Raw genomic sequence first — 24749 nt, forward strand, 5'->3', positions numbered from 1 at the left:
CCGCCTTGCGCACCGTAATGGCGACGATTCGGCGCGCTACGCCGTACCGTGCCGGGCTCCGGCGACACGGCGGGGCAGGGTACCCGCCATCGGGGCCAGGGCCGCCTCGACGTCGTCGCGGTCGCGGCGGAGCACCGCGTAGCAATCGTCGCCGAACCACTCCAGCGAGCCTTCCGCCGCCGGATCGTCCGCCAGTTCGGCAAGGAAGCGACGATAGTCCACCACCCCGTCGAACAGCGGCACCATGCCGTCGCGCCGCCCGGCCGCAGCATAGACGTTGGCCGGCTCGAACACCGACAGGTCTTCGCGCGCCCGGATGTTCTTCAGGTGATAATGGCCGATGTGCGGACGCAGCACCCGCCGGGCCGCCACCGGATCGTCGCCGCCCTCCCAGACGTGCAGCACGTCGAAATTGACCTTCAGCGCCGGATGGCCGACCGCGGCGATCAGCGCGCGGGTGGCTGCGAGGCTGTCGGCCAGCGTGCCGGGGTGGGTCTCCACCAGCAGCGACAGCCCATGGTCGGCGGCCAGCCCGCACAGCGTGCGCAGCCGCTCCGCGATGAAGATCCTGCGCTCCGGCGAGGTCTCGGCGCTGCCGGTGCTGCCGGCGAAGCTGCGGATCCTGGGCGCGCCCCAGCGCTGCGCCAGCCGGCAGAGGTCCAGCGTCTTGCGCACCAGCGCGTCAGGGTCGCCGTCCAGCGGCAGATAGTCGCTGACCATCGGCACGGACAGGCCGAACTCCGCCAGCCAGTCGCCGCCGCGGTCGGACACCGCCGCCATGTTGCGGGCATGCGCACCCCACAGCTCGATCCCCTGGAAGCCGTTGCCGGCGGCCCAGACGGCCAGTTCCTCCAGCGACACCAGATGGTGCCGGAAGCTGATGGTGCAGAGCGACAGTCTCATCATGCCACCTCGGCGGAAAGGGGGGCGGAATTGGGGGCCGCAACGGCTACGGCGTGCCATTGCCGGAAGACGGCGGAAAGCTCGCCCTTTAAGGCCGTCTCCTGCCGGTCGAGCAGGTCGAGCCGAGCGAACAGGTCGGGGGCGAGGCCCACATCGCCGGTCTGGGCGAGGCGGAGGATCGCGTAATGCAGCGACTTGAAGCCCTGGAACAGCTCCTCGATGTCGTCGCAGCGGGCGAGGAAGCTGTCGTCGGGCAGGCGCAGCGCCCGCCAGAAGAAGGCGAATCCGTGCTCGTAGGCGTATTTGCGGATGGCGAACACCGGCAGTTCGCGCAGGGCATGCGACAGACCGGCCAGCGACAGCCCCTCCGTTCCGTCGAGATGCGCCGTCAGGATGCTGCGCACCGCGGCGGTCAGCGGGTTGGCGTCGGGCAGGAAGCAGGCCTCGAAATAGGCGGCGATGTCGGCGGGCCGGGCGGCGCGCAGCTCCCGCCGGTCGAACAGATAGCCGCCGGCGACGCTAGGCTGGAGGAAGGCGTTGGCGATGCGGTCGCGCTCGATCTCCCCTTCCCAACGGAAATCGGGGTCGCGGACCATGAAGACTGCCGGGTTGCTGCCGGTCTCCAGCATCAGGTAATGCGGGAAGGGGTTCTGGTTGAACTTGTTCTCCCGCTCCGGCAGGTGGAACAGATCGACCATCGCCATGATGGAAAGGCTGTCCGACCGCCGTTCCACCAGATCGACCAATAGGGCGAGGTTCTCCTCCTTGCTGCGGCCATGGTCGTACCATTGCCGCACCTCCGCCCCGTAGAGGCGGTGGTACCAGTCGCGGAAGAAGTTGTGGCTGATGGTCGGCGCATGATAGCGCAGGACCCGGTCGGCCCCGACCTCGAACCCGGCGTCCCACACCCCGAAATAGAAGGGCCGATGGTCGATCCCCGCCCGCTTCAGCGCGTCGCAGACGCAGCTGACGAAGCAGTGGATCTTGAGGTCCTGATACTCCTCGCCATGGACGCTGCCGGGGGGAAGCGCCTCTTCCGCGGCGGCCGGGCGGGTGCCGGCGAACAGGCCGGCCACGTCGGCCACCGTCGTCAGATCGCGCGAGGTGATCAGCTCGTCCGGCGCCTCCAGCCCGAAGGACAGCTCCAGCTGCAGGAACAGCTCCATCATCAGAACGGAGTCGAGGTAGAGATCCTCGTTCAGCCGTGCGTCCGGGCCGAAGCGGTCGAGATGCCGGTTCTGCAGATGGTCGCGCAGGACCGTGCGGATGGCTTCGACGATGTCCCGTTCGGTCATGGCCGGCGTCATTCCGCGGCCTCCGCAAAGCGGGCGGCGACCTCGCGCCGGCTGATCTTGCCGTTGGCCATGCGGGGCAGGGCGTCGGCGCGGATCAGTTCGCCCGGCTGCTGGTGGGCGGCGAGATTCTCCCGGCACCAGTCGCGCAACGCCTGGTCCGTCACCTCGGCGGCGGCGGTGAACAGCAGGGCGACCCGTTCTCCGGCGAAGCGGTCGGTGCGGCGGAAGGCGACGGCGTCGGTGACGCCGGGCAGCGCCATCGCCACGTCCTCCACCTCCTGCGGATAGACGTTGAGGCCGGCGACGTTGATGGTGTCGTCCAGCCGCGACACGAACATCAGCATGCCGTCGTCGCGCAGATAGCCCAGGTCGCGGGTGCGGATCTCGCTATCCGGAACAGACAGCACGATCTCCGCCGGGGCGTCCAAGGTGCCGGTGGACAGGCGGTGGTGGGGCAGCACGCGGCCCAGCTCGGCGCTGCCCGCCATGTCCGGGTTGATTGCGATGCAGCCGGCTTCCGAGCAGCCATATTGCTGGAACATATGGGTGGTCTTGCCGCGGATCCGCTCGAACCAGGGTTCCGGCAGCAGCGTGCCGGAGGTCATCGCCGCATGGATGCGCTCGCCCTCCGGCAGCAGCCGGGCCAGGGTGTGCAGGATGACGGGGGAGGAGTAGAGCAGCGGCTTCTCGATCTGCCGCAGCGCCTTCAGCAGGAATTTCGGATTGGTGGTGTCGAGGATCACCGACTCCGCCCCGCGCCGCAGACCTACCAGCAGGCCGCAGATCAGGCCGTAGGAATGGGTGGTCGGGCAGGCGATCACCGGGGTCATCCCGGCCGGCTCGGTGAAGAAGCCGACATAGCTCTCGATCTCGCGGTCGATCTCCGCCCAGCTGCGCGCGATGCGCTTGGGCGCGCCGGTGGTGCCGGAACTCATCTGCAGAAGCTGGCCCGGCCCAGGTTCCGCCGGCAGGGGGGCGATCGCCTCGGCCGTCAGGCTGTTGTGGTAGAGCGCATGGCAGCCGGCCTCGCGCGCCAGCCGCCGCGCCGCCTCCAGCGGGGTGGAGGGGTGCAGCGGCAGCAGGCTGCCGCCCGCCGCGCGGATGGCGAAGAACAGGGCAAGCCAGTCGATGGTGTCGGTGAAGCAGACGGCGAAGCGGGCGCCGGGCCGGTCGGACAGGCGGGCCCGCTCGGCATGGGCGGCGGTCAGCGCCTCCACCTCGGCCGGCGAATAGGATCGGTCGTCGATGCGGATCATCGGGAGCCCTCAGGCGCGAAGCGCGCGAAGATGTTGGGAACGGTGTGGTGAATCTCCTCCCGCGCGCGCAGCAGCTTTCCGCGCAGCAGGGATTCGGTGAGGATCTCAGGCGCGGCGTGGCCGACGCGGCGGTGCCGCTCCTCCAGCCCGTGGCGGCGGGCGTGGGCCTCCAGCAGATCGTGGACCCGGCGCCAGAATTCCGGCTCGGGCAACCCGTGCTTCAGGGCCAGCAGATCGGACACGTCGGTCAGGTTGAAGACGAACAGCGTGTCCATCGCCAGTTCGCGCAGCGCGTCGACCCCGCCGGCCCAATAATAGCGATCGGGCGGCGCGTCGCGGTAGGCCGGGTGCAGGTTGGGAAAATCGGGCAGCAGGGCCGGGTCGGCCACGAAGTCCGGTGCGTATTCCACGCTGTCGTGGAAGTCGCGCAGGATCAGCCGCACCGGCCAGCCGTCGCGGTGGACCAGCACCATGTTCTGGCCGTGCGCCTCCACCGCGATGCCGTGGCGGACCAGCAGATGCCAGACCGGCAGCACCGCCACCTCCAGCAGCCGGTCCAGCCAGGGCAGCAGCCCATAGCGTTCGATCCAGGGTGCGGCGAAGGAGGAGCCGTCGGCCTCCGTCACCATCAGCATGTTGAAGGGGATGGCGGATTCGCCCTCGCCCAGGGTGGACTGCACGCTGCGCCGCCACAGCGCCGCCATCTGTCCGGCCAGCGGGCCGTCGCGGTCGGCGATGATCCCCGCATATTCCGGCAGCAGGGTCAGCGGATAACGGTCGCGGAAGTCGGCATCGCCCGCCACCACGGCCGTCAGCCATTCGGAGATGGCCGGGCCGGTGCAGACCGAATGCGGGTCGATGATGCGGCGGGAGGCGGTGTTGATGATGTTCAGCGCCAGCTTGACGTCGGCCTTGCGCGGGTCGTCGGCGTTCATCACCGTGCGGAGCGACTGGGTGGCCCGGTAATGGTCGCCCAGCGGACCCAGGCAGACCGCGCGGCCGTCCGCCAGCCAGGGCCTCAGCCAGGACGCCCCCTCCCCCTCGCGCAGGTCCCACCATTGCCAGGGGTGCAGCGGCAGCAGGCAATAGTCGGTCGCCGGCAGGTTCAGCTCCTCCCGGCGCCGCCGGATCTCCTCCCAGGCGGCGGGGTTGAGTTCGGCGCGCCAGAACTCCTCTTCTTCACCGGGGATCGCCCGATGCAGGCAGGAGCGGGCGACCAGCAGCCAGACCAACTGGAAGCGCTGCCCGACCTCCGGCCCGAAGGCGGCATGGTCGGCCTCGTCGAAGCCCAGCCGTGCCTTGAAGCAGGGATGATAGGGATGCCCCTCCTCCAGCCGGCCTTCCAGGTCGGGGAAGGGCAGGCCGCGGCGCGGGGTGGCCGGCAGGTTGGCGGCGTTCCAGCGGCAGAGAGACACCGTGCGCTCCAGCTCGGCCAGCAGGCCGGTCAGGTGCGGCTCGGGGGCGTCCAGCCCGGCGACCATCCGGCCGAGTGTTGCGGCGCGCCACGTGCCGTCGTCGCCCCGCATCTCGACCGATCCCGACCGGATGCGCGGGCGGCCGAACGGCCCGGCGGAGGCGAGGCAGCGGAACTCCCGTCCACCGGACCGCCAGACGAGCCGGCGGTCACTTCCGTCCACCCCGGCCGCGGCCGGCTCGACGATCCCCTCGAACAGCAGGGCGGCGGCAAGCTGGCGCACCACCCGTTCCTCCGGGCGGCCGGGCAGGTCACGCGGAAAGGGCATGGCGTCCCCGCTCGGCTGCCGCGGCGCCGGTCCGGCACAGCGGGTTGGGCCATTGGGCGTACAGATCGGCCTCGTTGGCGGCCTGAAGCTCGTCGATGTTCAGCAGGCGGGTCGTCAGGTTCAGCTTGGCCCCGATGGTCGGGCTGTCCAGCACCCCTTCGGCGAAGCGCCGGCCGGCCTGGGTCAGCGACAGAGCCAACCGCTCCAGCCGGGAGCGTAGGATGCGCAGCAGGTCCTCCTCCGCCGCCAGCCGGTCCTTGCCCATGCGGGCGATCACCGAGAAGATTTGGTTGACGATCACGTAGTAGGAGAAGCGGCGGTTGATCTCCCCCTCCTCGTAATAGAGGGAGCGGATGTTGTCGGCCTCCGGGATCAGCCGGCGCAGCCGGTCGCGATAGGCGGCCGACAGGTAAAATCCCTGGTTGTCGCGGTAAAGGAAGCGGGTGGGCATCCCGTCCCGCAGTTCAAGCAGCCCGTTCTGCTGGTGCGCCTCCAGCGCCACGCCATGCGTGTCGTACAGGCGCAGCACCGGATCCAGCGCGCAATCGAGATAGGCGTCGAACCAGCGCCGCGCCGCCTCCGCCACGCCGCCGTTCCATTCCATCGCGACGCGGCGCACGATCCGCTCCAGCCGGGATGGACGGCCGGGAAGCGGATCGGCGGCCAGCGCCGCGATGGTGGCGACGCCGCGCTGGCGCCCTCCGGCGAAAGGATTCTCGCGCAGGATCACCTCGAACCCGCTCTCGCCGCCGTCCGGCTGGTCCAGCGTGATGTAGGCGGGGTCGAGCACGAAGCCGAAGCGCGGGCTCAACTCCCTTCCGATGACGCCGATCAGCTTGGCCATGATGACGCCGGCGTCCAGCTCGTGGCGCCGGTTGACTCGGATCGAATTGGTGATGCGCACCGGCAGCGAGAATTTCAGCATCCACGGGCTGTCCGGGCTGTAGACCGTCCGCACCGACGAGGTCGCGGTGAACTCCGGTCCGGCATCGCCCAGCGCCCGCAACGTGCCGCGCTCCAGCATCGCCTGCACCGCCGGGTCCAGCGCCAGCGCCTCGGCCTGGAGCGGATGCATCGGGATCAGCAGCTCGTCCTCCAGTGTGGAGAGCCGGGAGGCGGAGTTGCCTAGAATGGCGGCGATCATCTCCGGCGCCGACTGGCGGACGGCGGAGCGGTGGCTGACCCGCGCCGCCGGGGCGGCGAACCAGCGCAGCCGGAACCGCCCGCCCAATTCCGGCGCATAGACCGGCTGCTGCCACGGCGTCATGCCCTGGAGGCTTTTGGGCGTGGGGTGCAGCCAATGGCCGAAGACCAGCGACTGTTCGGCGGCGATGAACTCGTCCTCGTCGCCGTCCGCTCTCGGTGCGGCCTCAAGATAGCGCTGGACCGATTGGTAGCTTTGCAGGACGCGCAGCAGCAGCTCCAGCTCGCTGCCGCGCAGGTCGGCCCCGGAGCTTTTCCCTTCCATCCGGCGATAACTCTCGCCAGCGAGACAGAAAAGTGCTGTGAAGGGCTCGGTCTGCTGCCAGGAGGTGTCGGGCAGGGCGCGCTTCCAGACCCGCCCGAATCCGCAGGGGCCGCACAGCGAGCGCGAGACGACCTCCGCCCGCAGTGCTGCCCGCTGCGACGGCAGCAGCCATTCGACGCACTCGACGCCGGGTTCGGCCTCCGTGCCGTGCCGGGTGGTCCGGCCGGCGTCGATCTCCCGCCAATAGCAGTTGGCGAAGTTCTGGAAGGTCGCGTGCTCGGCGATCTGTTGGGTGGAACGCATGGTTTGCCGATCCTGAAGGGCTTCGGACAAGGCGTGGGCAGCGGCGTGGGCAAAAGGGCCGGCCTCACGCCGCCCAGTCGAGCGGCCGGTCGCCTTCGCGGAAGGCGAAGCGCAGCAGATGCCTCTCCACCACCGACTGAAGCTCGGCCAGTTCCCCCGCGGTGGGGGCGCTGGCCTCGATGATCAGGCGGTCGGGAGCCGCCCGCAGCCGGGCGATGCCGATCGAGAAGCGGCACTCGCCACCCTCTTCGGTCTCCACCGTTTCGATCTTGTGGGCGAAGTGGCGGCAGAGCTGGGTGGCGTAGCGCTTGCCGTGCTCCGTCTCGAAATGGGCGGTCGAATGCAGCATGCGGGGAGGCTCCCGGTTGCGGTGGAGACGGTCAGAACGTCGCGGAGGCGGTCAGCAGGAAGGTTCGGCCCGGCTGGTAGAGCGGGGTGACGGTGCCGAATTCCTGCCCGTAGGTGGCGCGGTCGGCGTAGGTCTCGTCGAACAGGTTGCGGACGTCGGCGCGCAGGGTCAGGTTGGAGTATTGCGGGATCTTGTGCTCGACGAAGAGATTGACGGTCTCATACCCCTTCAGCGGGCGCTGGCCGGCCTGGACCTTGTTGTAGTCCAGCACGATCTCGACGTCGGCGCCGAAGGTCAGCTCCCATTTCGGGATCGTGTGGGCGCCGCCGAGGGTATAGACGCGGCCCATCGGGGTGGCGATGTAGGTGCCGGTGTCGGAATCGGCGGGCAGACCGTCGATGGTCACGTCGATGTCGGCATATTTGGCGCGGACGAAGCCGGTATCCCAGGCATAGCCGACGCCGAGTTCATAGCCCTTCGACCGCACGTCGCGGACCAGCGTGCCGCTGCCGGCGGCGAAGCGCGGGGCGCGGACGTCGTCCAGGTCGGTGCGGAAGACGCGGCCCTCGGCGGTGAAGCCCTGGTAGCGGCCGACCAGCCCGGCGGTCAGGTTGCGGGCGGTCACCGGCTGCGGACCGGCACCATAGCGCCAGGCCGGGTTCATGACGAAGTTCTCGGCCAACTGGACGCCGCCCCAGCTGCGCGACCAGCCGGCCTTGGCGGTCAGATATTCGGGCAGGATGTCGACCTCGCCCGAAACATTGTGGCTGACACCGCTGTTCGTCCAATCCTGGCCGGTGGTGCCTTCGAACCACTGCCGGTCGGCGCGCATGCCGAAGGACAGGCGGACCCGTTCCACCGGGGACAGCCGCGCCTGTCCATAGACCCCGACGTTGCGGGCCTTCTCGAGCGCCGTCATCGTCCGGTCTTCATAATGGGCGCGGTCGACGTAGAAGTCGCTGCCGGCGGTGATGGTGCCCATGCCGACGTTGAAGACGTTCTCCAGCTTGCCGTTCAGCGAGCTGGTGGCACCCTGGCCGGGATAGCTGCCGGGGACCGTACTGCTCCCCACCGGACGGGTGTAGATCGGCGTCTCCACGTCGGTCCGGCCGTAGGCGACCACCAGCTTGGGGTTCCACAGGTCGGTCGGCAGGCTGTCGGTGTAGGTGAAGACGAGGTTCTGGCGGTCCAGCGTATAGTCGCGCACCCGCGGCTCCCACGCCGGGCGGCCGGAAATGGAGCCGACATTGGCGCGGAACGGGCGCGGGGCGTCGTCATAGACCCGCTCGTAGCTGACCTGGAAACGGTGGCCGGCATCCGTCTCGTAGGCGACCTTGCCGAGGCCGCTCCTCAGGTCGGTCTTGGTCCCCTCGACCTTGCGGCCGTCGCCGGATTCGAAGCGGGCGCCCTTGCCGTAGGTGAAATAGCCCAGCCCCTCCAGCCCCTTGTGGCGGCCGTAGCCGGCGGCGCTGTTGGTGAAGACGGAGCCGTTGGTGCCGAAGCTGGACTTGACGAAGGCGCCGATGCCGTCGCCGCTCAGGAAGTCGCGGGCATCCTTGGTCTCGTAGGCGATGGAGCCGGCCAGCGCGCCCGGCCCGGCATCGGCGGGCGCCACGCCGGCATCGACGCGGGCGGTCTTCAGGAAGACCGGGTCGATCAGGGTGGTGCCGTTGTGGTGGAAGACCTTGTTGTTCTGCCGGCTGCCGTCGATGCTGACGGACAGGTTGGTCTCCTCCACGCCGTTGACGTAGACCTTCTGCGACATCGGCACCGAACTGCCGACGCGGATGCCCGGCTCGCCGGCGAAGACGTCGCGGATGTCGCTGGGGTTCTTGCGGTCCAGTTCCTCCTTGCCGATCACGATCTGCGCCGGGCCACCCGGCACCGGGGCGGCGGCGGAGACCGAAACCGGGCCCAGCGCCATCGTGTCGCCGGAAGAGGCGACGGGGGCCGGGGCCAGCGTGGCGGTGGCCGGGCCGGTCAAGCGATAGGTCACCCCGGTGCCGGCCAGCAGGGTTTCGAGCGCCTTGGCCGGCGGCATGGCGCCGCTGACCGGGCGGGAGGTGCGGCCGTCGGTCAGCGTGCCGGGATAGCCGATCTGCCAGCCGGTCTGCCGGCTGAAGGCGTCCAGCGCGCTGCGCAGCGGCTGCGCCGGCAGCGAGAAGGCCGCGGCGGCGTCGGCCGGCGCCGTCTGCTGTGCCGTGGCGGGAAGCGCCGTCAGCGTGGCGCCGAGCGCCGTGGAGGTCATCAATGCGGCAAACAAATGCCCGGCGATCCGGGAACGGTTGAAATCTGCAACTCTGACTATCGATGCCGTGCGGCGGACCATGTCCTGCAACTCCCGTCTCAAGCTGGCGCGGGGGGCTCAATCGCAGGCAGACAAGCCTAACCCCCTGTTCGCCAGACGTACGGGATCGCGGACCCTCACAAAAAAAGTTGCGAGCGATTCTCAAGCTTGTCTGTCGTCAGCGCAGGACGAGGATGCCGCCCGGCAGGCTGGTGATCCGGGCGCCGACCATCCCGGCCAGCGCCGTCAGCGCGCCGGCGGTGTCGTCAAGCCGGTAGTTGCCGCTGACGCGCGTCATGGCGATGCGGTCGTCCAGCAGCAGGATCGGGGCGGCGTGGTAGCGCCGCAGGGTCTCCACCACGGTGTCGAAGCGCTCGTTGTGGAAGGCATAGCGGCCGTCGCGCCAGGACACCGCCTCGGCCGGATCGGGGCGGGGCTGCATGGTCAGGCCGCGCGCCGTCGCGGTCAGCCGGTCGCCGGGGGCGAGGGTCACCGGCCGGCCGGGATCGTCCAGCCGGCTGACCGCCACCCGCCCGCGCTCCAGGAAGACGGAGTCCCCGCGGTCGTCCGACTGCACGCTGAAGGCGGTGCCCGTCACCTCGACCGTGCTGAATTCGGCCACCACGCGGAAGGGGCGGGCGGTGTCCCGCACCACGTCGAACCACGCCCGCCCGCGCAGCAGCGCCACGCGGCGCTCCTCCCCGCCGAAGGCCAGCGCCACCGCGCTGTCGCTGTCCAGGATCAGCCGGGATCCGTCCGGCAGCGCCACCTCCCGCCGTTCGCCGACGGCGGTGCGGTGGTCGGCACTCCAGCGGGTCTTCAGATCGGGATAGAGGTGGGTGCCCACCACGGCCAGCAGCCCCGTCGCCGCGATCGCGCCCATCCAGGCGCGGCGCGAATGCCGCGCCTGCCGGATCGGCACGGGCACCGGATTCGCCGGGAGATGCGCCGCCGGCAGATGCGCCAAGGTGGCGCTGTGCAGTTCCGCCATGCCGCCGACCTCGGTCAGCCGGTCGAACGCCCGGGCGTGACGCGGGTCGCTCTGCCGCCACGCCCGATAGGCGGCCAGCGTCGCCGGATCGGCCGGAGCGTCGAGCAGCCGGACGAACCAGTCGAGCGCCGCATCGGTCACCGGATCGGCATGGCGGTAGCCGGGTTCCGCCTTCTTTCCGCTGGACCTGTCCTGCCTCACCCGCGTTGCCCATCCTCTGTCAGCATGCCCACGCATCTTAGACGTTCGAAGCGCGGGACGGCCACAAATTGCACCGGCACAAATTGCACCGGGTGGATATACGCGGGAACCGCCCGATGACATTCGCGGAGGCAAAGCCCGGAGCATCGAACCATTCCGCCGGCGATCTGCGGCCCGGCTTGACAGCAGCAACTGCGAATCATTATCAATCTCTGACGACCCCCGGAGAAGCGCCCCGTGCGACGGATAGGCCGACCATGCCCGCAAGTCTGACCGCCATCTATCTGGATCACCGCCAGTCCCTGCTCGGCCGGGCCCTGCGCATCGTCCGCGACGTGCCGACGGCGGAGGACGTGATCCAGGAAAGCTATCTCAGGGCCTGCAACGCGGTGCAGAAGGGCCCGATCGACAATATCGGCGCCTTCCTTCACCGCACCGTCCATAACCTCGCCCTCGACCAGATCCGCCGCCGCCGCACCCAGGAGCGGTTCGAGGCGCCGGCTTCCGACACCGCCGATCCGCTGGAGGTGGCCTGCGGCACCCCGTCGGTGGAGGACAGGCTTCTGCACCGCGAGCGGCTTGCCCAGTTCATGGGCGCGATGGAGGCTCTGCCGGAGCGCGCCCGCCGCGTCTGGGTGCTGAACCGGGTGGAGGGGATGTCCTATCCGCAGATCGCCGCCCATCTTGGCGTGTCCCAGGGAACGGTCTTCAACGACATGAAGCTGGCGATGGGCCATTTCGTGGACGCACTGTCGCGTGCCGACCGCGGCTGAGCCCGAAACGATCGCAGGGCGACGGGGGCGCATCGCGTTCGACGGGCGGCAATGACCCGCCCGGCGTTCTTCTAGACCTAGGTGTGGTATCCCGCCTCCACCCCGTCCGGATAGGATGCGCGTGGCGCCAAGGACCGGCGCCCTTCATTCGGTCGAGGCATCACGACGTGTCCAATGCACCCCTGATAGCGGTGGTCGACGACGACGAGGCGATCCGCGAGGCGTTGGACGACCTGCTGCGGTCCGTCGGCTTCCGCTGCCGGCCCTTCGTCTCGGCCGAGGATTTCCTGGCCCATGCGAACCGGGCGGACATCGCCTGCATCATCCTGGACGTGCGCATGCCCGGCCTGTCCGGACTGGACCTGCAGGAGCGGCTGAACGCCAACGGCGGCGGTCATCCGCCGATCCTCTTCATGACCTCCTATGCCGACGACAGCACGCGGGTCAGGGCGCTGGGCGGCGGCGCCCGCGACGTGCTGGGCAAGCCGGTCGACGGTCACGTCCTGATCGCCTCCCTCAACAGCGCCATTGCGGCGGGGTAAGAGCGGGCGAGCCGCGACCGTCAGCAGATCGGCTCCCTGGCGATCGGCTCCCCGGCGATTGGCCGCCCGGCGCCTGCAGGTGGAGTCCCCATCGTCGGCAAAATGCCGCTACCATGGGCGTGCAAGCGCGGGAGAGGCCGGTACATGGAGTTCAGTTTCGATCATCTGACGGCGACCGGTTCCGGCGGCCATGTTCTGGGCAGCGACGGGGAAAGCCGGCTGCTGCGGGTGATGCGGCCGGGCCAGCCTTTCCCGATCCTGGTCCGCATGGCGCTGACGCTTGCGAATGATCCGGGCGGGCGGTCCGATGCGGCGCTCGACCGGCTGCGGCGGGAGCATGAGCTGTCCCGCCGGCTGGACCCGGCCTGGGCGGTCAAGCCGCTCGACCTGCTGCACCATGGCATGGTCCCGGTACTGACCCTCGCCGATCCGGGAGGGCAGCCGCTGTCGGTCCTGCCGGTGCCGGCGACGCCCTTCCGCCAGCGGCTTTTGCTGGCGGTCCGCATCGCCCGGGCGGTGGCGCATCTGCATCGCCGCGGCCTGATGCACGGCGACCTGAGGCCCTTCAACCTGCTGGTCGGCGATGACGGATCGGTGCGCCTGACCGGCTTCGGCCGGGCCAGCCCCTTGCCGGTCCCCACACCAGATGCAGGCGTCGAGCGGCCGGACGCGCTGCTGCCCTACATGGCGCCGGAGCAGTCGGGCCGGATGAACCGTCCGGTCGACCGCCGCAGCGACCTTTATGCCCTGGGCGTCACGCTCTACGAGCTGTTCACCGGCGAGCTGCCCTTCGCCGCGCGCGACGCGATGGAGTGGGTGCACAGCCATATCGCGCGCGCGCCGATCCCGCCGGCCCACCATGCGCCCGATTTGCCGGCGGCCGTCGCCGACATCCTGCTGCGGCTGCTGGCCAAGACGGCGGAGGACCGTTATCAGACCGCCGACGGCCTCCTCCGCGACCTCACCCATGCCCTTCGGTCCTGGGATGTGGAAGGCCGCATCCCCGCCATTCCGGTCGGCCGGCGCGACATGCCGGAAGGGCTGGTAGCGCCGCCGGACCTCTATGGGCGGGACGAGCCGGTCGCTGCCCTTCAGGCCGCCTTCGAGCGGGTCGCCGCCCGCGGGCGGATGGGCGTCGTCCTGATCGCCGGACGGTCCGGCGTCGGCAAGTCGGCGGTGGTCCGGTCGCTGGAGGACCAGCTGGTGCCGCCGTATGGCCTGTTCGCCGCCGGCAAGTTCGATCAGGGCAAGCGCGACCTGCCCTATGCGAGCCTGGCGGAGGCCTTCCGTGCGCTGGTCACCCGCATCCTGGCGCTGCCGGCCCTTCATCGCGACCAGTGGCGCCGTGCACTTGCGGAGGCGGTGGGCGACGGCGGCGCGCTGATGACCGCCCTGATCCCCAATCTGGCCCTGCTGATCGGCGAACAGCCCGCCGTGCCGCCCCTGCCGCCGCGGGAGGCGCAGAACCGCTTCGACCTGCTGTTCCGGCGCGTTCTGCAGACCTTCGCCCGTCCCGACCACCCGCTTGTGTTGTTCCTGGATGATCTGCAATGGCTGGATCGCGCGACTCTCGACCTGCTCGATCGGCTGGTCGCCGATGGCGGCATCGGCCATCTGCTGCTGGTCGGCGCCTACCGCAGCGACGAGGTCGGTGCCGGCCATCCGCTGGAGGCGCTGATGCGCCGATTCCAGGCGGCGCGCGACGGCATCGCCGGTGAAGCGATCGATTGCGAGGAAATCGCGCTGGGACCGCTGTCCCCGGACGACCTGCGCCGCATGATCGCCGACACCCTGGACCGCAAGCCGGACGAGGTGGCGGCGCTCGCCGCCCTGCTGCAGGAGCGCACCGGCGGCAACGCCTTCTTCGCGGTGCAACTGCTGACCGCACTGGAACGCTCCGGCCGCCTGTGGTTCGACCGTGAGGCAAAGCGCTGGGGCTGGGATCTGGCGGCGGTGGAGCAGGCGCCGTCTGGCGCCGGCATCGCCACGCTGATGACGGAACGGCTGGGCCGCTTCCCGGCGCAGGCGCGCGACCTGCTGTCCCGCCATGCCGCGCTCGGCGCCGCCGTCCGGCTGTCCACCCTGGCATTCGCCGCCGGCCTGACGGAGGAGGAGACGGAGCGCCATCTGGAACCGGTGCTGGCCGAGGGGCTGATCCTGCGCAGCGAGGACGGTTTCCGCTTCCTCCACGACCGCGTGCAGGAAGGAGCCTATGCCCTGGTGCCGGCGGAATCGCGCGGCACGCTCCACCACGACATCGCCCGCGCGTTGCGCCGCGGCTTTGCCGCCGACATGACGGGGGAGCGGCTGTTCACACTGGTCGGCCAGTATGACCGCTGCCTTCCCCTGATCCAGGACGGGCCGGAGCGGGCGGAGGTGGCGACGCTCCATCTCGCCGCCGGTCATCAGGCCAAGGCCGCCAGCGCCCATGGCTCGGCGTTGGCCTATGCGCTGGGCGGCCTGCGCCTGCTGGAGGGCGGTGGGATCGAGCGGCGGCACCGGCTGGCCTTCGCACTGGAGCATCTGCAGGCCGAATGCGAGTTCCTCTGCGGCGACCTGCAGCAGGCGGAGCGGCGCCTGCTCGGCCTTGCCGGACGGGCCGAATGCCCGGCGGACCGCGCCGCCATCACGGCGTTGCTCGTCACCGTCTATACCGCCATCGACCGCAGCGACCGCGCCATCGATGCATGTCTGGCCTATCTGAAGGGCGTCGGCATCGACTGGGCGGCCCATCCGCCGGCAGCGCTGGCACAGGAGGAATACGCCCGGCTGAGGGAGGCGATCGGCGACCGGCCCATCGCGTCGCTGGCATCGATGTCGGCCGTCGCCGACCCCGACAGCCGGGCGACGCTGGATGTGCTGGCCGCGGCCCTGCCGCCGGCCTTCTTCAGCGACCGCAACCTCGTCTGCCTGATCCTGTGCCGGATGGCGAACCTGACCCTGCGGAACGGGCGCAGCGACGCGTCCGCCCTGGGCTTCGCCTATCTCGGCATGATGGCCGGCCCCTATTTCGGCGATTACGCCGCCGGCTACGAGTTCGGCCGGCTCGGCTACGATCTGGCGGAGCGGCAGGGGCCGACGCGCTACCGGGCGCGGGTGCTGATGACCTTCGCCTATCACGTCGTCCCCTGGACCCGCGACATCCGCAGCGAGCGCGCCCTGCTTCTGCGCGCCTTCGAGGAGGCGCGGGAGGCCGGCGACGTCACCTATGGCGGGTTCACCAGCGTCACCCTGGTCACCAGCATGCTGGCCTCGGGCGATCCGCTGGCGACGGTCCAGCGCACGGCGGAGGCGCGGCTGGCCTATGTCCGACAGGTGAAGTTCGGGCTTTGCGCCGATATTCTGACGACCCAGCTGCAACTGCTGCGCGCCCTGCGCGGACAGACCGACGCCATCGGCTGCTTCGACGGGCAGGGCTTCGACAATGCCGCCTTCGAGGCGCGGCTGCTGGCCAATCCCAGCCTGGACATCGCAACCTGCTGGCACTGGATCCGCACCCTCCAGCTCCGCTGCATCGCCGGCGAGATGGCGGCGGCGGTCGAGGCGGCGGAGCGGGCGGAAGGGTTGCTGTGGACCACGTCCGGCCATTGGGAGATGGCGGAATTCCATTTCCACGCGGCATTGGCACGGGCCGGGGCGATGGACGACGTCCGGCCGGACCACCGCGCCCACCACGCCGCCGCACTCGCCCGCCATCTCGACCAGCTGCGCGACTGGGCGGGCCACAGCCCCGACAGTTTCGACGCCCGCTTCGCCCTGGCCGAGGCGGAGGATGCCCGGACGCAAAGGCGGACGGAGGATGCCATGCGCGGCTATGACCGCGCGGTCCAGGCGGCGCGGCGCACCGCCCTGCCGCATGTGGAGGCGCTGGCCCATGAATGCGCCGCCGGCCTCTATCGCCGGCTGGGCGTGCCGACGCTGGAGCTCGCCTGCATCCGCGACGCGGCAGCCTGCTATGCGCGCTGGGGCGCCACCGCCAAGGTCGGGCAGCTCGCCCGCCGCTATCCCTCCCTTGGCCTGGATGCGGAGGAACCGGCGGTGCCGGAGGCGCCGCGCGGCTTCGACGGCATCGATCTGGCCGCACTTCTCGGCACGCTGCGCACGGTTTCCGACCAGGCGAGCGTGGAACAGCTCACCACCACGTTGCTGACCCTGGTGCTGGAACATGCCGGCGCCAGCCGCGGCATGCTGATCCTCGCCCGCGGCGAACGGCTGCGGGTGGAGGCGGAGGCGACGACCGGGCTGTATGGCGTGTCGGTCCGGCTGGTGCAGGAGGATGCCGACCGCATCCCGCTGCCCCATGCCATCCTCCATGGCGCGATCCGCGACCAGGAGGCGGTGATCGTCGACGACACCCGCGCCCCCGGCCCCTTTTCCGCCGATCCCTACCTGCGCGAGACGGAGGCGCGTTCCATCCTGTGCATGCCGCTGGTCCGCCGCCGCCGCGTCGTCGGGCTGCTGCATCTGGAGAACGCACTGGCGACCCATGCCTTCACCCCGCAGCGGGTCAACATCCTGACGCTGCTCGGCGCCCAGGCGGCGGCGTCGCTGGAGACCGCGACGCTGGAAGAGAAGGAGGCGCTGCTGAAGGAGATCCACCACCGGGTGAAGAACAACCTGCAGCTGGTCACCAGCCTTCTCAACCTCCAGGCCCGCCGCATCGAGGACGAGGCGGTCGCCGCCCTGTTCGCCGACAGCCGCGACCGGGTGCGGTCGATGGCGCTGGTGCATGAGAACCTCTACCGGCTCGGCAATTTCGCCCGCGTGCCGATGCGCGAGCATCTGGAATCGGTGTGCGCCCATCTGTTGCGCGCCTATTCCCGGCAAGCCGGCGCGGTGCGGCTGGACATCGACATGGATGACCTGAAGCTCGACCTCGACCGGGCGGTGCCCTGCGGCCTGATCGTCAACGAACTGGTCTCCAACGCGTTGAAGCACGCCTTTCCGGGCGGGCGGGGCGGGGTGCTCGGCGTGGGGCTGGCGTCGGACGGGCGGGACTGCCGGCTATCCGTCCGTGATGACGGCGTGGGCTTGCCCGAAGGGTACGATCCCGATAGGATGGACACGGTCGGTTTTCAGCTGATTGCTGACCTGACCAGCCAATTGCACGGCTCGTTGAAATACAGGTCCAGCACAGGGACGGAGTTCATCGTCACCTTTCCTTTGAAGGGGCGTAACCGGGGAAGTGAATGATCGCGGCACGGATCCTGATCGTCGAAGACGACCGCATCGTTGCGCGCGATATTCAGCATCAACTTTCCCGAATGGGGCATGTCGTGGTCGGCATGTCGGCCAGCGGCGAGGAGGCGGTCCGGCTGGCCTGCAGCCATCAGCCCGATCTGGTCCTGATGGACATCCGCCTGGAAGGGGAGATGGACGGGATCGAGGCGGCGCGCCTGATCCGCGATGCCCAGCGCATCCCCGTCGTCTTCCTCACGGCTTACGCCAATGACGAGGTGGTGCAGCGCGCCAGCCTGACGGAGCCGTTCGGCTATCTGCTGAAGCCCTTCGAAGAGCCGCAGATGCGCACCGTCATCCAGATGGCGCTCTACAAGCACGCCAGCGACGCCCGTCTGCGGATGAGCGAGCGGCGCTATGCCGCCACGCTCGCCAGCATCCGCGACGGAGTCATCCTGTGCGATCCCCAGGGCCGCGTCGATTTCATGAACCGGGTGGCCGAGACGATGACCGGCTGGACGGCGGCGGAGGCGGCCGGGCAGCCGCTCGCCTCCGTCTTCGTCGCGGTGGACGAGGAGACGCACGAACCGCTGGAGGATTTCTCCGCCGTCGTCCTGCGCAGCGGCGCCTTCGCTCCGCCGGAACGGCTGTCGCGGCTGCTGCCGCGCGGCGACACCGCTCCGGCCGGCGTGGTGGTGCCGACCGGGATCGTGGTGGAGGAGCGCTGTTCCGCCATCATCGACGACCGCGGGGACATGGTCGGCTCCATTCTGGTGTTCAGCGACCTGACCCAGCGCCGCCAGATCGCGGAGGCGCTGCGCAAGGCCCAGGCCGACCTCGCCCATATCGGCCGGCTGACCATGATGGGGGAACTGGCCGCCGCCGTGGCGCATGAGGTCAACCAGCCGCTGATGGCGATTATCACCAACGCCGGCACCTGCCTCCAGCACCTGTCGCAGCCGCATCCCGACTTGGCCAAGACCCGCGTCGTGGTGGAACGGATCGTGCGCGACGCCCAGCGGGCCGGCGACGTGGTTCGCAGCATCCATGCCCTGGCGCGCCGGACCCCGGCCGATCCCGGATGGGTGGATATGAGCGCGCTGATCGCCGACACGCTGGCTCTGGTGCGGGGAGAACTGCGCCGCGCCCGCATTGCGGTGGAGACCGACCTGCAGGCCGGATCGCCGTGGGTCCATGGCGACCGGGTGCAGTTGCAGCAGCTCGTCCTCAATCTGGTGATGAACGCGGTCGAGGCGATGGCGGACCCGGACCTGCCGGAGCGGCGCCTGCGCATCGTCACCGCCAGCGAGGACGGCTGGATCCGTGTCCGCGTCGAGGACAGCGGAACGGGCATCGCGGACGCCGATGTCGACGCCATCTTCCGGGCCCTGTACACCACCAAGCCGGACGGGTTGGGCATGGGCCTGTCGATCAGCCGGTCGATCGTGGAGTTGCATGGCGGACGGCTGACCGCCACGCCGGGCACCCCTTGCGGGAGCGTTTTCGAATTCGTGCTGCCGGTATCGTCCGGAGGGGTGTGATGAGGGGCAAGGCCGAAACCGCCGCGGACGTGGTGACCGTGGTGATCATCGACGACGACGAGGCCGTCCGCGAGGCGCTGGAAGGGCTGCTCGATTCCGTCGGGCTGCAGGTGAAGAGCTTCGGATCGGTCCAGCAATACATCGACCAGCGCCCGGTCATCGATGTCGGCTGCATGGTGCTGGACGTGCGGCTGCCGGGGCGCAGCGGGCTGGATTTCCAGGCGGAACTGGCGCGCTGCGGCAACAGCCTGCCGGTGATCTTCATCAGCGGGCATGCCGACGTGCCCATGTCGGTCCGCGCGATGAAGGCGGGGGCCTTCGAGTTCCTGACCAAGCCGGTGCATCACCAGGAACTGCTGGACGCCATCCACGCCGCCATCGCCCGGCATGGCGAGCAGCGCGACCAGGAGCGCGGCCTCGTCACCCAGCGCGCCCGCTTCGACACGCTGACGGCGCGTGAGCGCGAGATCACGATGATGGTGGTGTCCGGCCTGCGCAACAAGCAGATCGCCGACGACCTCGGCCTCAGCGAAGCGACGGTGAAGCTGCACCGCGGTCAGGCCATGCGCAAGATGGAGGCGCGGTCGGTGGTGGAACTGGTGCGGATCGTCGACAGCCTGGTGCCCGGCCGGGTTCACTGATTGTGTGCCTTGACCGGGCCGGGCGGGCCTCCCTCAGAAGCGCCGGCGCAGCCGCGACAGCATGGCGGCCAGTACGAAGCCGCCGACCAGCCCGAGATGCTCGAAGAAGGCGTTGGTCGCCATGAAGCGCTCCTGTCCGGCCATGGTCCAGAAGTCGTTGGCGATCAGCGCCGCGAGCACCGTGAACACGCCGAGCGCCCCGGCGCCCAGCCACAGCGCCCGATCCAGCAGGATCAGCAGCGGTCCGACCAGCTCCACCAGGATGGTCAGCGCCGCCCACAGCTCCGGCGGATGCAGACCGAAATGCGCCTGTTCGGCGACGGCGCCCGGCCAGTCGGCCAGCTTCACCAGCCCGCCCAGCAGATAGGCCCCGACCAGCGCCAGCCGCGCCAGCAGCCATGTGCCGTCCCAGTCCAGGATGCGGTCGATGGGGCGTTCCAGATCGCGGAAGGTCATGGTGGGGACCGTTTCGTAGATTTGGGGGAGGGGAGAATCCCCCTCTCCCCCCCCGGGGAGAGGGTCGGGGTGAGGGGGATGCATCGAGTGGATTCGGTGGGGGGCGGAGAGCGTGCGATTCTTGAAGATCCTCGCCGCGCGCCCCCCTCACCCTAACCCTCTCCCCAGGGGGGAGAGGGGACCAGCTTCAGGGGAGAGGACCTCACACCGCCCAGCAACCGCAGCCGAGCGCGCCCCAGAAGGACTGCACGTCGGCGGCCGGAACGTCGGCGGCATAGGCGGCGGCATGGTCGTGGCCGTGGACGCCGCAGCCGGTGGCGCAGCCACAGGCCGATGCCAGAGCCTTGCGCTGGTCGCCCGCACCGCCGTCGGCCGCCTTGTAATAGCCGCCGAAGGTCCGCACCGGCGACCAGTCCGGCATAGGCTTGGGCAGTTGCGGCGCCAGCGGGCCGTAGTCGCCCTCGCCATGCACCACCGCGCCGCCGAGCATGGTCAGGACGGAGCCGAGATGGGCGATGCGGTCCTCGGAAACCGAGAAGAAATCGTCGGACAGCACGGCGAGGTCGGCCAGTTGCCCGGCCTTGATCTGGCCCTTCTTGCCCTGCTCGTTGGAGAACCAGGTGTTGGCCTCCGTCCACAGCCGCAGCGCCGTCTCGCGGTCCATCCGGTTGGCCTGGGGGTAGAGGCTGAGGCCGCCCACCGTCCTGCCCGTGACGAGCCATGACAGCGAGACCCATGGGTTGTAGCTGGCGACGCGGGTGGCGTCGGTACCGGCGCCGACCGGCAGGCCGGCCGCCATCATCTTGGCGATAGGCGGGGTCCGTTCGGCCGCCTTCGTGCCATAGCGCTCGACGAAATATTCGCCCTGATAGGCCATGCGGTGCTGGACGGCGATGCCGCCGCCAAGGGCCGCGATGCGGTCGATGTTGCGGTCGCTGATTGTCTCGGCATGGTCGAAGAACCAGTGCAGCCCGTCGAAGGGGATGTCGCGGTTGACCTTCTCGAACACGTCCAGCGCGCGGCTGATGGTCTGGTCGTAGGTGGCGTGCAGACGCCAGGGCCAGCGGTTCTCGGCCAGCAGGCGGATTACCGGCTCCAGATCGCCTTCCATGTTGGGCGGCATGTCGGGGCGGGCGACGCGGAAATCCTCGAAGTCGGCGGCGGAATAGACCAGCATCTCGCCGGCGCCGTTGTGGCGGTAGCTGTCGTCGCCGTCGCCGGGCTTGACCTTCGACGCCCAGCCGGCGAAGTCGGACAACTCCTCCTTCGGCTTCTGGGTGAACAGGTTGTAGCTGATGCGCAGCGTCAGCTCGCCATCGGCATGCAGCTTCTCGACGATGGCGTAATCGTCGGGATAGTTCTGATAGCCGCCGCCGGCGTCGATCACCCCGGTCACGCCCAGCCGGTTCATCTCGCGCATGAAATGGCGGGTGGAGTTCAGCTGGTACTCGGGCGGCAGCTTCGGTCCCTTCGCCAGTGTCGAATAGAGGATTGTCGCGTTGGGCTGGGCCAGCAGCAGGCCGGTCGGGTTGCCGGCCGCGTCGCGCACGATCTCGCCGCCAGGCGGGTTCGGCGTGTCCTTGGTGTAGCCGACGGCGTGCAGGGCCGCGGCGTTCAGCAGGGCGCGGTCGTAGAGGTGCAGGATGAAGACCGGCGTGTCGGGGGCGGCGGCGTTCAGTTCCTCAATGGTCGGCAGGCGCTTTTCGGCGAACTGGTGCTCGGTGAAGCCGCCGACCACCCGGACCCATTGCGGCGGCGGCGTGATCGCCGCCTGCTGCTTCAGCATGGACATGGCGTCGGCAAGGCTCGGCACGCCGTCCCAGCGCAGTTCCATGTTGTAGTTCAGGCCGCCGCGGATGATGTGCATGTGGCTGTCGATCAGCCCGGGGATCACCCGCCGGCCCTTGGCGTCGATCACCGTCGCCTGCGGCGCGGCGGCGCGCACCTCGGCCTCCGTGCCGACGACGAGGAAGCGGCCGTCGCGGATGGCGATGGCGCTGGCCTGCGGGTTGGCGCGGTCCAGCGTGGTGACCTTGGCGTTGACGAGGATCACGTCACCAGTGGTGGCGGTGTTGGGCATGGCGGCATTCCCGGTTCTGGACGCGAGGGTGGACATCAGCGGCGCGGAGAGCAGGGACGCGGCGGCGGTTCCCGCCATCGCCTTCCGGCGGCTGATCGCGGGCGGGTTTGGGGGCGTCATGCCTTCTCTCCTTCCGGAGTGGTGGCGGCCGGCGTCCTGTCGGCCCCGGCCTGCGGTCCCAGCACATGGCGGGCGCAGTCGGTCTGGATGAAGGCGACGACCGGCTCGCCGGCGATCAGGCGCTTGACGACCGGCACAACCTGCTCACCGACCAGCATGCCGAGCAGCCCGATCAAGGCGATGGTCGGCGGTGCCGGCGACCGGACCCCGATCAGCGCATAGATGACGCCGACCAGGATGCCGGCGCCGGCCGAAAGGACATAGGGCAACATGGGTCCGGGCTCCCAGTCTATGAATCGGGTCTGGAGGTAGGGGGCCGGTGCCCGGCCGGAACCGGGCACCGGGGAGCGGGATCAGGCGTGCCGGTTACGCATGTTCGTGGGCGGCGGCGCCGGTCACCTTGTGGGCGTACTCGCCGCGCTGCGGGGCCTTGTGGACCATGGTGTAGGCGTAATCGACGCCCATGCCGTAGGCGCCGAAATGCTCGCGAACGATGTTCATCACGCCGTCATAGGTGTCGCGCTTGGCCCAGTCGCGCTGGATTTCCAGCAGGACGTTGATCGAGGTGATGGAATGGGCGCCGGCCTGCTCCATGCGGCGGACCGCGGCGTCATGGGCCTCCTTGGAGGTGCCGCCCGAGGCGTCGGTGACGATGTAGACCTCGAAGCCTTCCTCGATGGCGCACAGCGTCGGGTAGAGCAGGCAGGCTTCGGTCCACAGGGCGGCCATCACCAGCTTCTTCTTGCCGGTCGCCTTGACGGCGGCCACCAGCTCTTCCGAATCCCAGCTGTTCATCGAGGTGCGCTCGATCGGGTCCTGCCTCAGGACGTCCATCAGCTCGGGCCAGATGTAGCCGGAGAAGCTCTCGGTCTCGACGGCGGTCACGATGGTCGAGGCGCCGAACAGCTTGGCGGTCTTGGCCAGAGCGATGGTGTTGTTCTTCAGCTGCTGGCGGTCGATGTTGACCACGCCGAAGGACATCTGCGGCTGATGATCGATGAAAATGAAGACGGTGTCGTCGGCGTTGATGAGCGACTTGGCCGGGAAGGTCATTTTCGTTTCCTGTTTTGCTTGGGTTTCAAAAGATTGGGGCGCCTGCTGTCGGTGCGTCGTCGGTGCCGTCTGACAGGGACCTTGTCATGGTGGAGGCGGTTCGAACAATCATGCGATTTGAAACATGACTGTTGCGTCAAAGGGAACAGTTACGGTGGAGATCAGGCGGCGGATTCGCCGGTCACCAGATGGGCTTCGAGCATCCACAGCTGCTTGTCGCACTCGCGCGAGACCTGCGTGAACAGATCGGCGGTGTCGGCATCGCCCACGCCGGTGGCGGTCTCGATGTCGGCGCGCACGCGGGCGCCGAACTGGGCCAGTGCGCCGGCCAGCGCCTTCAGGTGCGCCACGCCGTCGACCGCCTGCAGCGGATATTCGTAGAGAGCGCTGCGGGCAGCGGTGGTCTGCACCCGGCCGTCGGCGATGTGGCCCAAGGTGGTGATGCGCTCGGCGATCAGGTCGACGAAGCCCTCGACCTCATCATGGACGCGGTCGAACAGTTCGTGCAGTTGCAGGAAGTGCGGACCCTTGACGTTCCAGTGCGCCTGCTTGGTCTGGGCTTCCAGGTCGAGCGCGTCGGACAGGCGGGCCTGGAGCAGCGCCGCAGCTTCCTTGCGCACCACATCGTGCAGGTCGAGACGGGACAGGTAGATCATGGCTCAGCTCCGGATGAAGGCCAGCAGTTCCTCGTTCACGATGTCCTTGTGCGTGGTGCACAGGCCGTGGGGAGCACCGGCGACGACCTTCAGCGTGCCCTTCGGCAGCATCGCCGCAGCGGCCTTGCCGGTGGTGGCGAGCGGGACGACCTGATCGTCGTCGCCGTGCAGGACGAGCGTCGGGACGATCATCTTTTTGAGATCTTCGCGCTGGTCCGTCTCGGAGAACGCCTTGATGCACTCGTACTCGGCCTGCAGGCCGCCCATCATGCCCTGCATCCAGAAGCTGTCGATGACGCCCTGCGAAACCTTGGCGTTCGGGCGGTTGTAGCCGTAGAAGGGAATGGTGAGGTCCTTGAAGAACTGGGAGCGGTCGGCCTTCACGCTGGCGCGGATGCCGTCGAACACCTCCAGCGGAACGCCTTCCGGGTTCCAGTCGGTTTTGACCATGATGGGCGTGATGGCGCCGATCAGCGCGGCCTTGGCGACGCGCGACACGCCATGACGGCCGATGTAGCGCGCGACTTCGCCGCCGCCGGTGGAATGGCCGACATGGACGGCGTTCTTCAGGTCCAGCGCCTCGGTCACCGCGGCCAGATCGTCGGCGTAATGGTCGAGATCGTTGCCGAAGCCGGGTTGCGACGAGCGGCCATGGCCGCGGCGGTCATGGGCGATGGTGCGGTAGCCGTGCTGGGCCAGGAACATCATCTGGTCTTCGAAGGCGTCGCCGGTCAGCGGCCAGCCATGGCTGAACACCACCGGTTGGCCGGTCTGCGGTCCCCACTGCTTGACGTAGATCTGGACGCCGTCCTTGGTGGTGACGTAGCTGCCCTGGAGCATGGGTTTCGTTCCTTTGATCATGTCTTTGCGTTCGGTCTGCGTGCCGGCCGCCGCGGCCGGGCCGGTGAGCGCGC

At 69.4% G+C, this 24749-nt stretch carries 19 protein-coding genes; 5 read left to right on the top strand and 14 right to left on the bottom strand.

Features of this window, described 5'->3' with window-relative positions:
• Positions 1-36: 36 nt before the first annotated feature.
• The 8 genes from VD964_RS22295 to VD964_RS22330 all read right to left on the bottom strand — a co-directional run bounded on the left by VD964_RS22295 (position 37) and on the right by VD964_RS22330 (position 10795).
• Complete coding sequence (locus VD964_RS22295; RefSeq protein WP_324870689.1) at positions 37-906, bottom strand: sugar phosphate isomerase/epimerase family protein; 870 nt, start codon at positions 904-906, stop codon at positions 37-39.
• Entirely contained in the window at positions 903-2210 is a 1308-nt protein-coding gene (locus VD964_RS22300) for a DUF6005 family protein (RefSeq protein ID WP_324870690.1), read from the bottom strand. Before VD964_RS22300 ends, VD964_RS22295 begins: the two co-directional genes overlap by 4 nt.
• On the bottom strand, positions 2207-3454 hold the full coding sequence (locus tag VD964_RS22305) for an AMP-binding protein (protein WP_324870691.1): 1248 nt from the start codon (positions 3452-3454) through the stop codon (positions 2207-2209). The genes VD964_RS22300 and VD964_RS22305 overlap by 4 nt, the downstream gene beginning before the upstream one ends.
• Positions 3451-5196, bottom strand: coding sequence for an IucA/IucC family protein (locus VD964_RS22310; RefSeq protein ID WP_324870692.1), 1746 nt, complete (start codon positions 5194-5196; stop codon positions 3451-3453). The genes VD964_RS22305 and VD964_RS22310 overlap by 4 nt, the downstream gene beginning before the upstream one ends.
• On the bottom strand, positions 5180-6967 hold the full coding sequence (locus VD964_RS22315; RefSeq protein WP_324870693.1) for an IucA/IucC family protein: 1788 nt from the start codon (positions 6965-6967) through the stop codon (positions 5180-5182). The genes VD964_RS22310 and VD964_RS22315 overlap by 17 nt, the downstream gene beginning before the upstream one ends.
• 64 nt (positions 6968-7031) lie before the next feature.
• The gene (locus VD964_RS22320; protein ID WP_324870694.1) at positions 7032-7316 is read right to left on the bottom strand and encodes a DUF2218 domain-containing protein; all 285 of its coding nucleotides are present in this window, start codon (positions 7314-7316) and stop codon (positions 7032-7034) included.
• 31 nt (positions 7317-7347) lie between these two features.
• Complete coding sequence (locus VD964_RS22325) at positions 7348-9564, bottom strand: TonB-dependent receptor (protein ID WP_324870695.1); 2217 nt, start codon at positions 9562-9564, stop codon at positions 7348-7350.
• Positions 9565-9781: 217 nt separating this feature from the next.
• Complete coding sequence (locus VD964_RS22330) at positions 9782-10795, bottom strand: FecR family protein (protein ID WP_324870696.1); 1014 nt, start codon at positions 10793-10795, stop codon at positions 9782-9784.
• A 257-nt stretch (positions 10796-11052) separates the two neighbouring features.
• Here VD964_RS22330 and VD964_RS22335 point away from each other — a divergent pair, with 257 nt between their 5' ends.
• From VD964_RS22335 to VD964_RS22355, 5 genes are all read left to right on the top strand, one after another.
• Positions 11053-11568 (top strand): sigma-70 family RNA polymerase sigma factor, encoded by a 516-nt coding sequence (locus tag VD964_RS22335; RefSeq protein ID WP_310116156.1) that lies wholly within the window; start codon positions 11053-11055, stop codon positions 11566-11568.
• Positions 11569-11735: 167 nt separating this feature from the next.
• Positions 11736-12110: a response regulator transcription factor gene (locus tag VD964_RS22340; protein ID WP_324870697.1), complete on the top strand. Its 375-nt coding sequence runs from the start codon at positions 11736-11738 to the stop codon at positions 12108-12110.
• A 144-nt stretch (positions 12111-12254) separates the two neighbouring features.
• Positions 12255-17303 (top strand): AAA family ATPase, encoded by a 5049-nt coding sequence (locus VD964_RS22345; protein ID WP_324870698.1) that lies wholly within the window; start codon positions 12255-12257, stop codon positions 17301-17303.
• Positions 17300-18829 (top strand): response regulator, encoded by a 1530-nt coding sequence (locus tag VD964_RS22350; protein ID WP_324870699.1) that lies wholly within the window; start codon positions 17300-17302, stop codon positions 18827-18829. Before VD964_RS22345 ends, VD964_RS22350 begins: the two co-directional genes overlap by 4 nt.
• Positions 18829-19470: a response regulator transcription factor gene (locus VD964_RS22355; protein ID WP_324870700.1), complete on the top strand. Its 642-nt coding sequence runs from the start codon at positions 18829-18831 to the stop codon at positions 19468-19470. The genes VD964_RS22350 and VD964_RS22355 overlap by 1 nt, the downstream gene beginning before the upstream one ends.
• 33 nt (positions 19471-19503) lie before the next feature.
• On the opposite strand, the gene VD964_RS22360 is transcribed toward VD964_RS22355, so the two are convergent.
• The 6 genes from VD964_RS22360 to VD964_RS22385 form a co-directional block, all read right to left on the bottom strand.
• The gene (locus tag VD964_RS22360; RefSeq protein ID WP_324870701.1) at positions 19504-19926 is read right to left on the bottom strand and encodes a DoxX family protein; all 423 of its coding nucleotides are present in this window, start codon (positions 19924-19926) and stop codon (positions 19504-19506) included.
• A 202-nt stretch (positions 19927-20128) separates the two neighbouring features.
• Positions 20129-22126 carry an amidohydrolase gene (locus VD964_RS22365; protein ID WP_324870702.1) on the bottom strand — a complete coding sequence of 666 codons (1998 nt, stop codon included), beginning with the start codon at positions 22124-22126 and terminating at the stop codon, positions 20129-20131.
• Entirely contained in the window at positions 22123-22398 is a 276-nt protein-coding gene (locus tag VD964_RS22370; RefSeq protein ID WP_324870703.1) for a XapX domain-containing protein, read from the bottom strand. The genes VD964_RS22365 and VD964_RS22370 overlap by 4 nt, the downstream gene beginning before the upstream one ends.
• Before the next feature lie 94 nt (positions 22399-22492).
• Positions 22493-23179: a hydrolase gene (locus tag VD964_RS22375; protein ID WP_324870704.1), complete on the bottom strand. Its 687-nt coding sequence runs from the start codon at positions 23177-23179 to the stop codon at positions 22493-22495.
• 161 nt (positions 23180-23340) lie between these two features.
• Positions 23341-23835 carry a DNA starvation/stationary phase protection protein Dps gene (dps, locus tag VD964_RS22380; RefSeq protein ID WP_324870705.1) on the bottom strand — a complete coding sequence of 165 codons (495 nt, stop codon included), beginning with the start codon at positions 23833-23835 and terminating at the stop codon, positions 23341-23343.
• Between the two features lie 3 nt (positions 23836-23838).
• Positions 23839-24675 (bottom strand): alpha/beta hydrolase, encoded by an 837-nt coding sequence (locus tag VD964_RS22385; RefSeq protein ID WP_349255959.1) that lies wholly within the window; start codon positions 24673-24675, stop codon positions 23839-23841.
• Between the last annotated feature and the right edge of the window lie 74 nt (positions 24676-24749).

Source organism: Azospirillum sp., assembly GCF_035628975.1.
Lineage (GTDB): Bacteria > Pseudomonadota > Alphaproteobacteria > Azospirillales > Azospirillaceae > Azospirillum.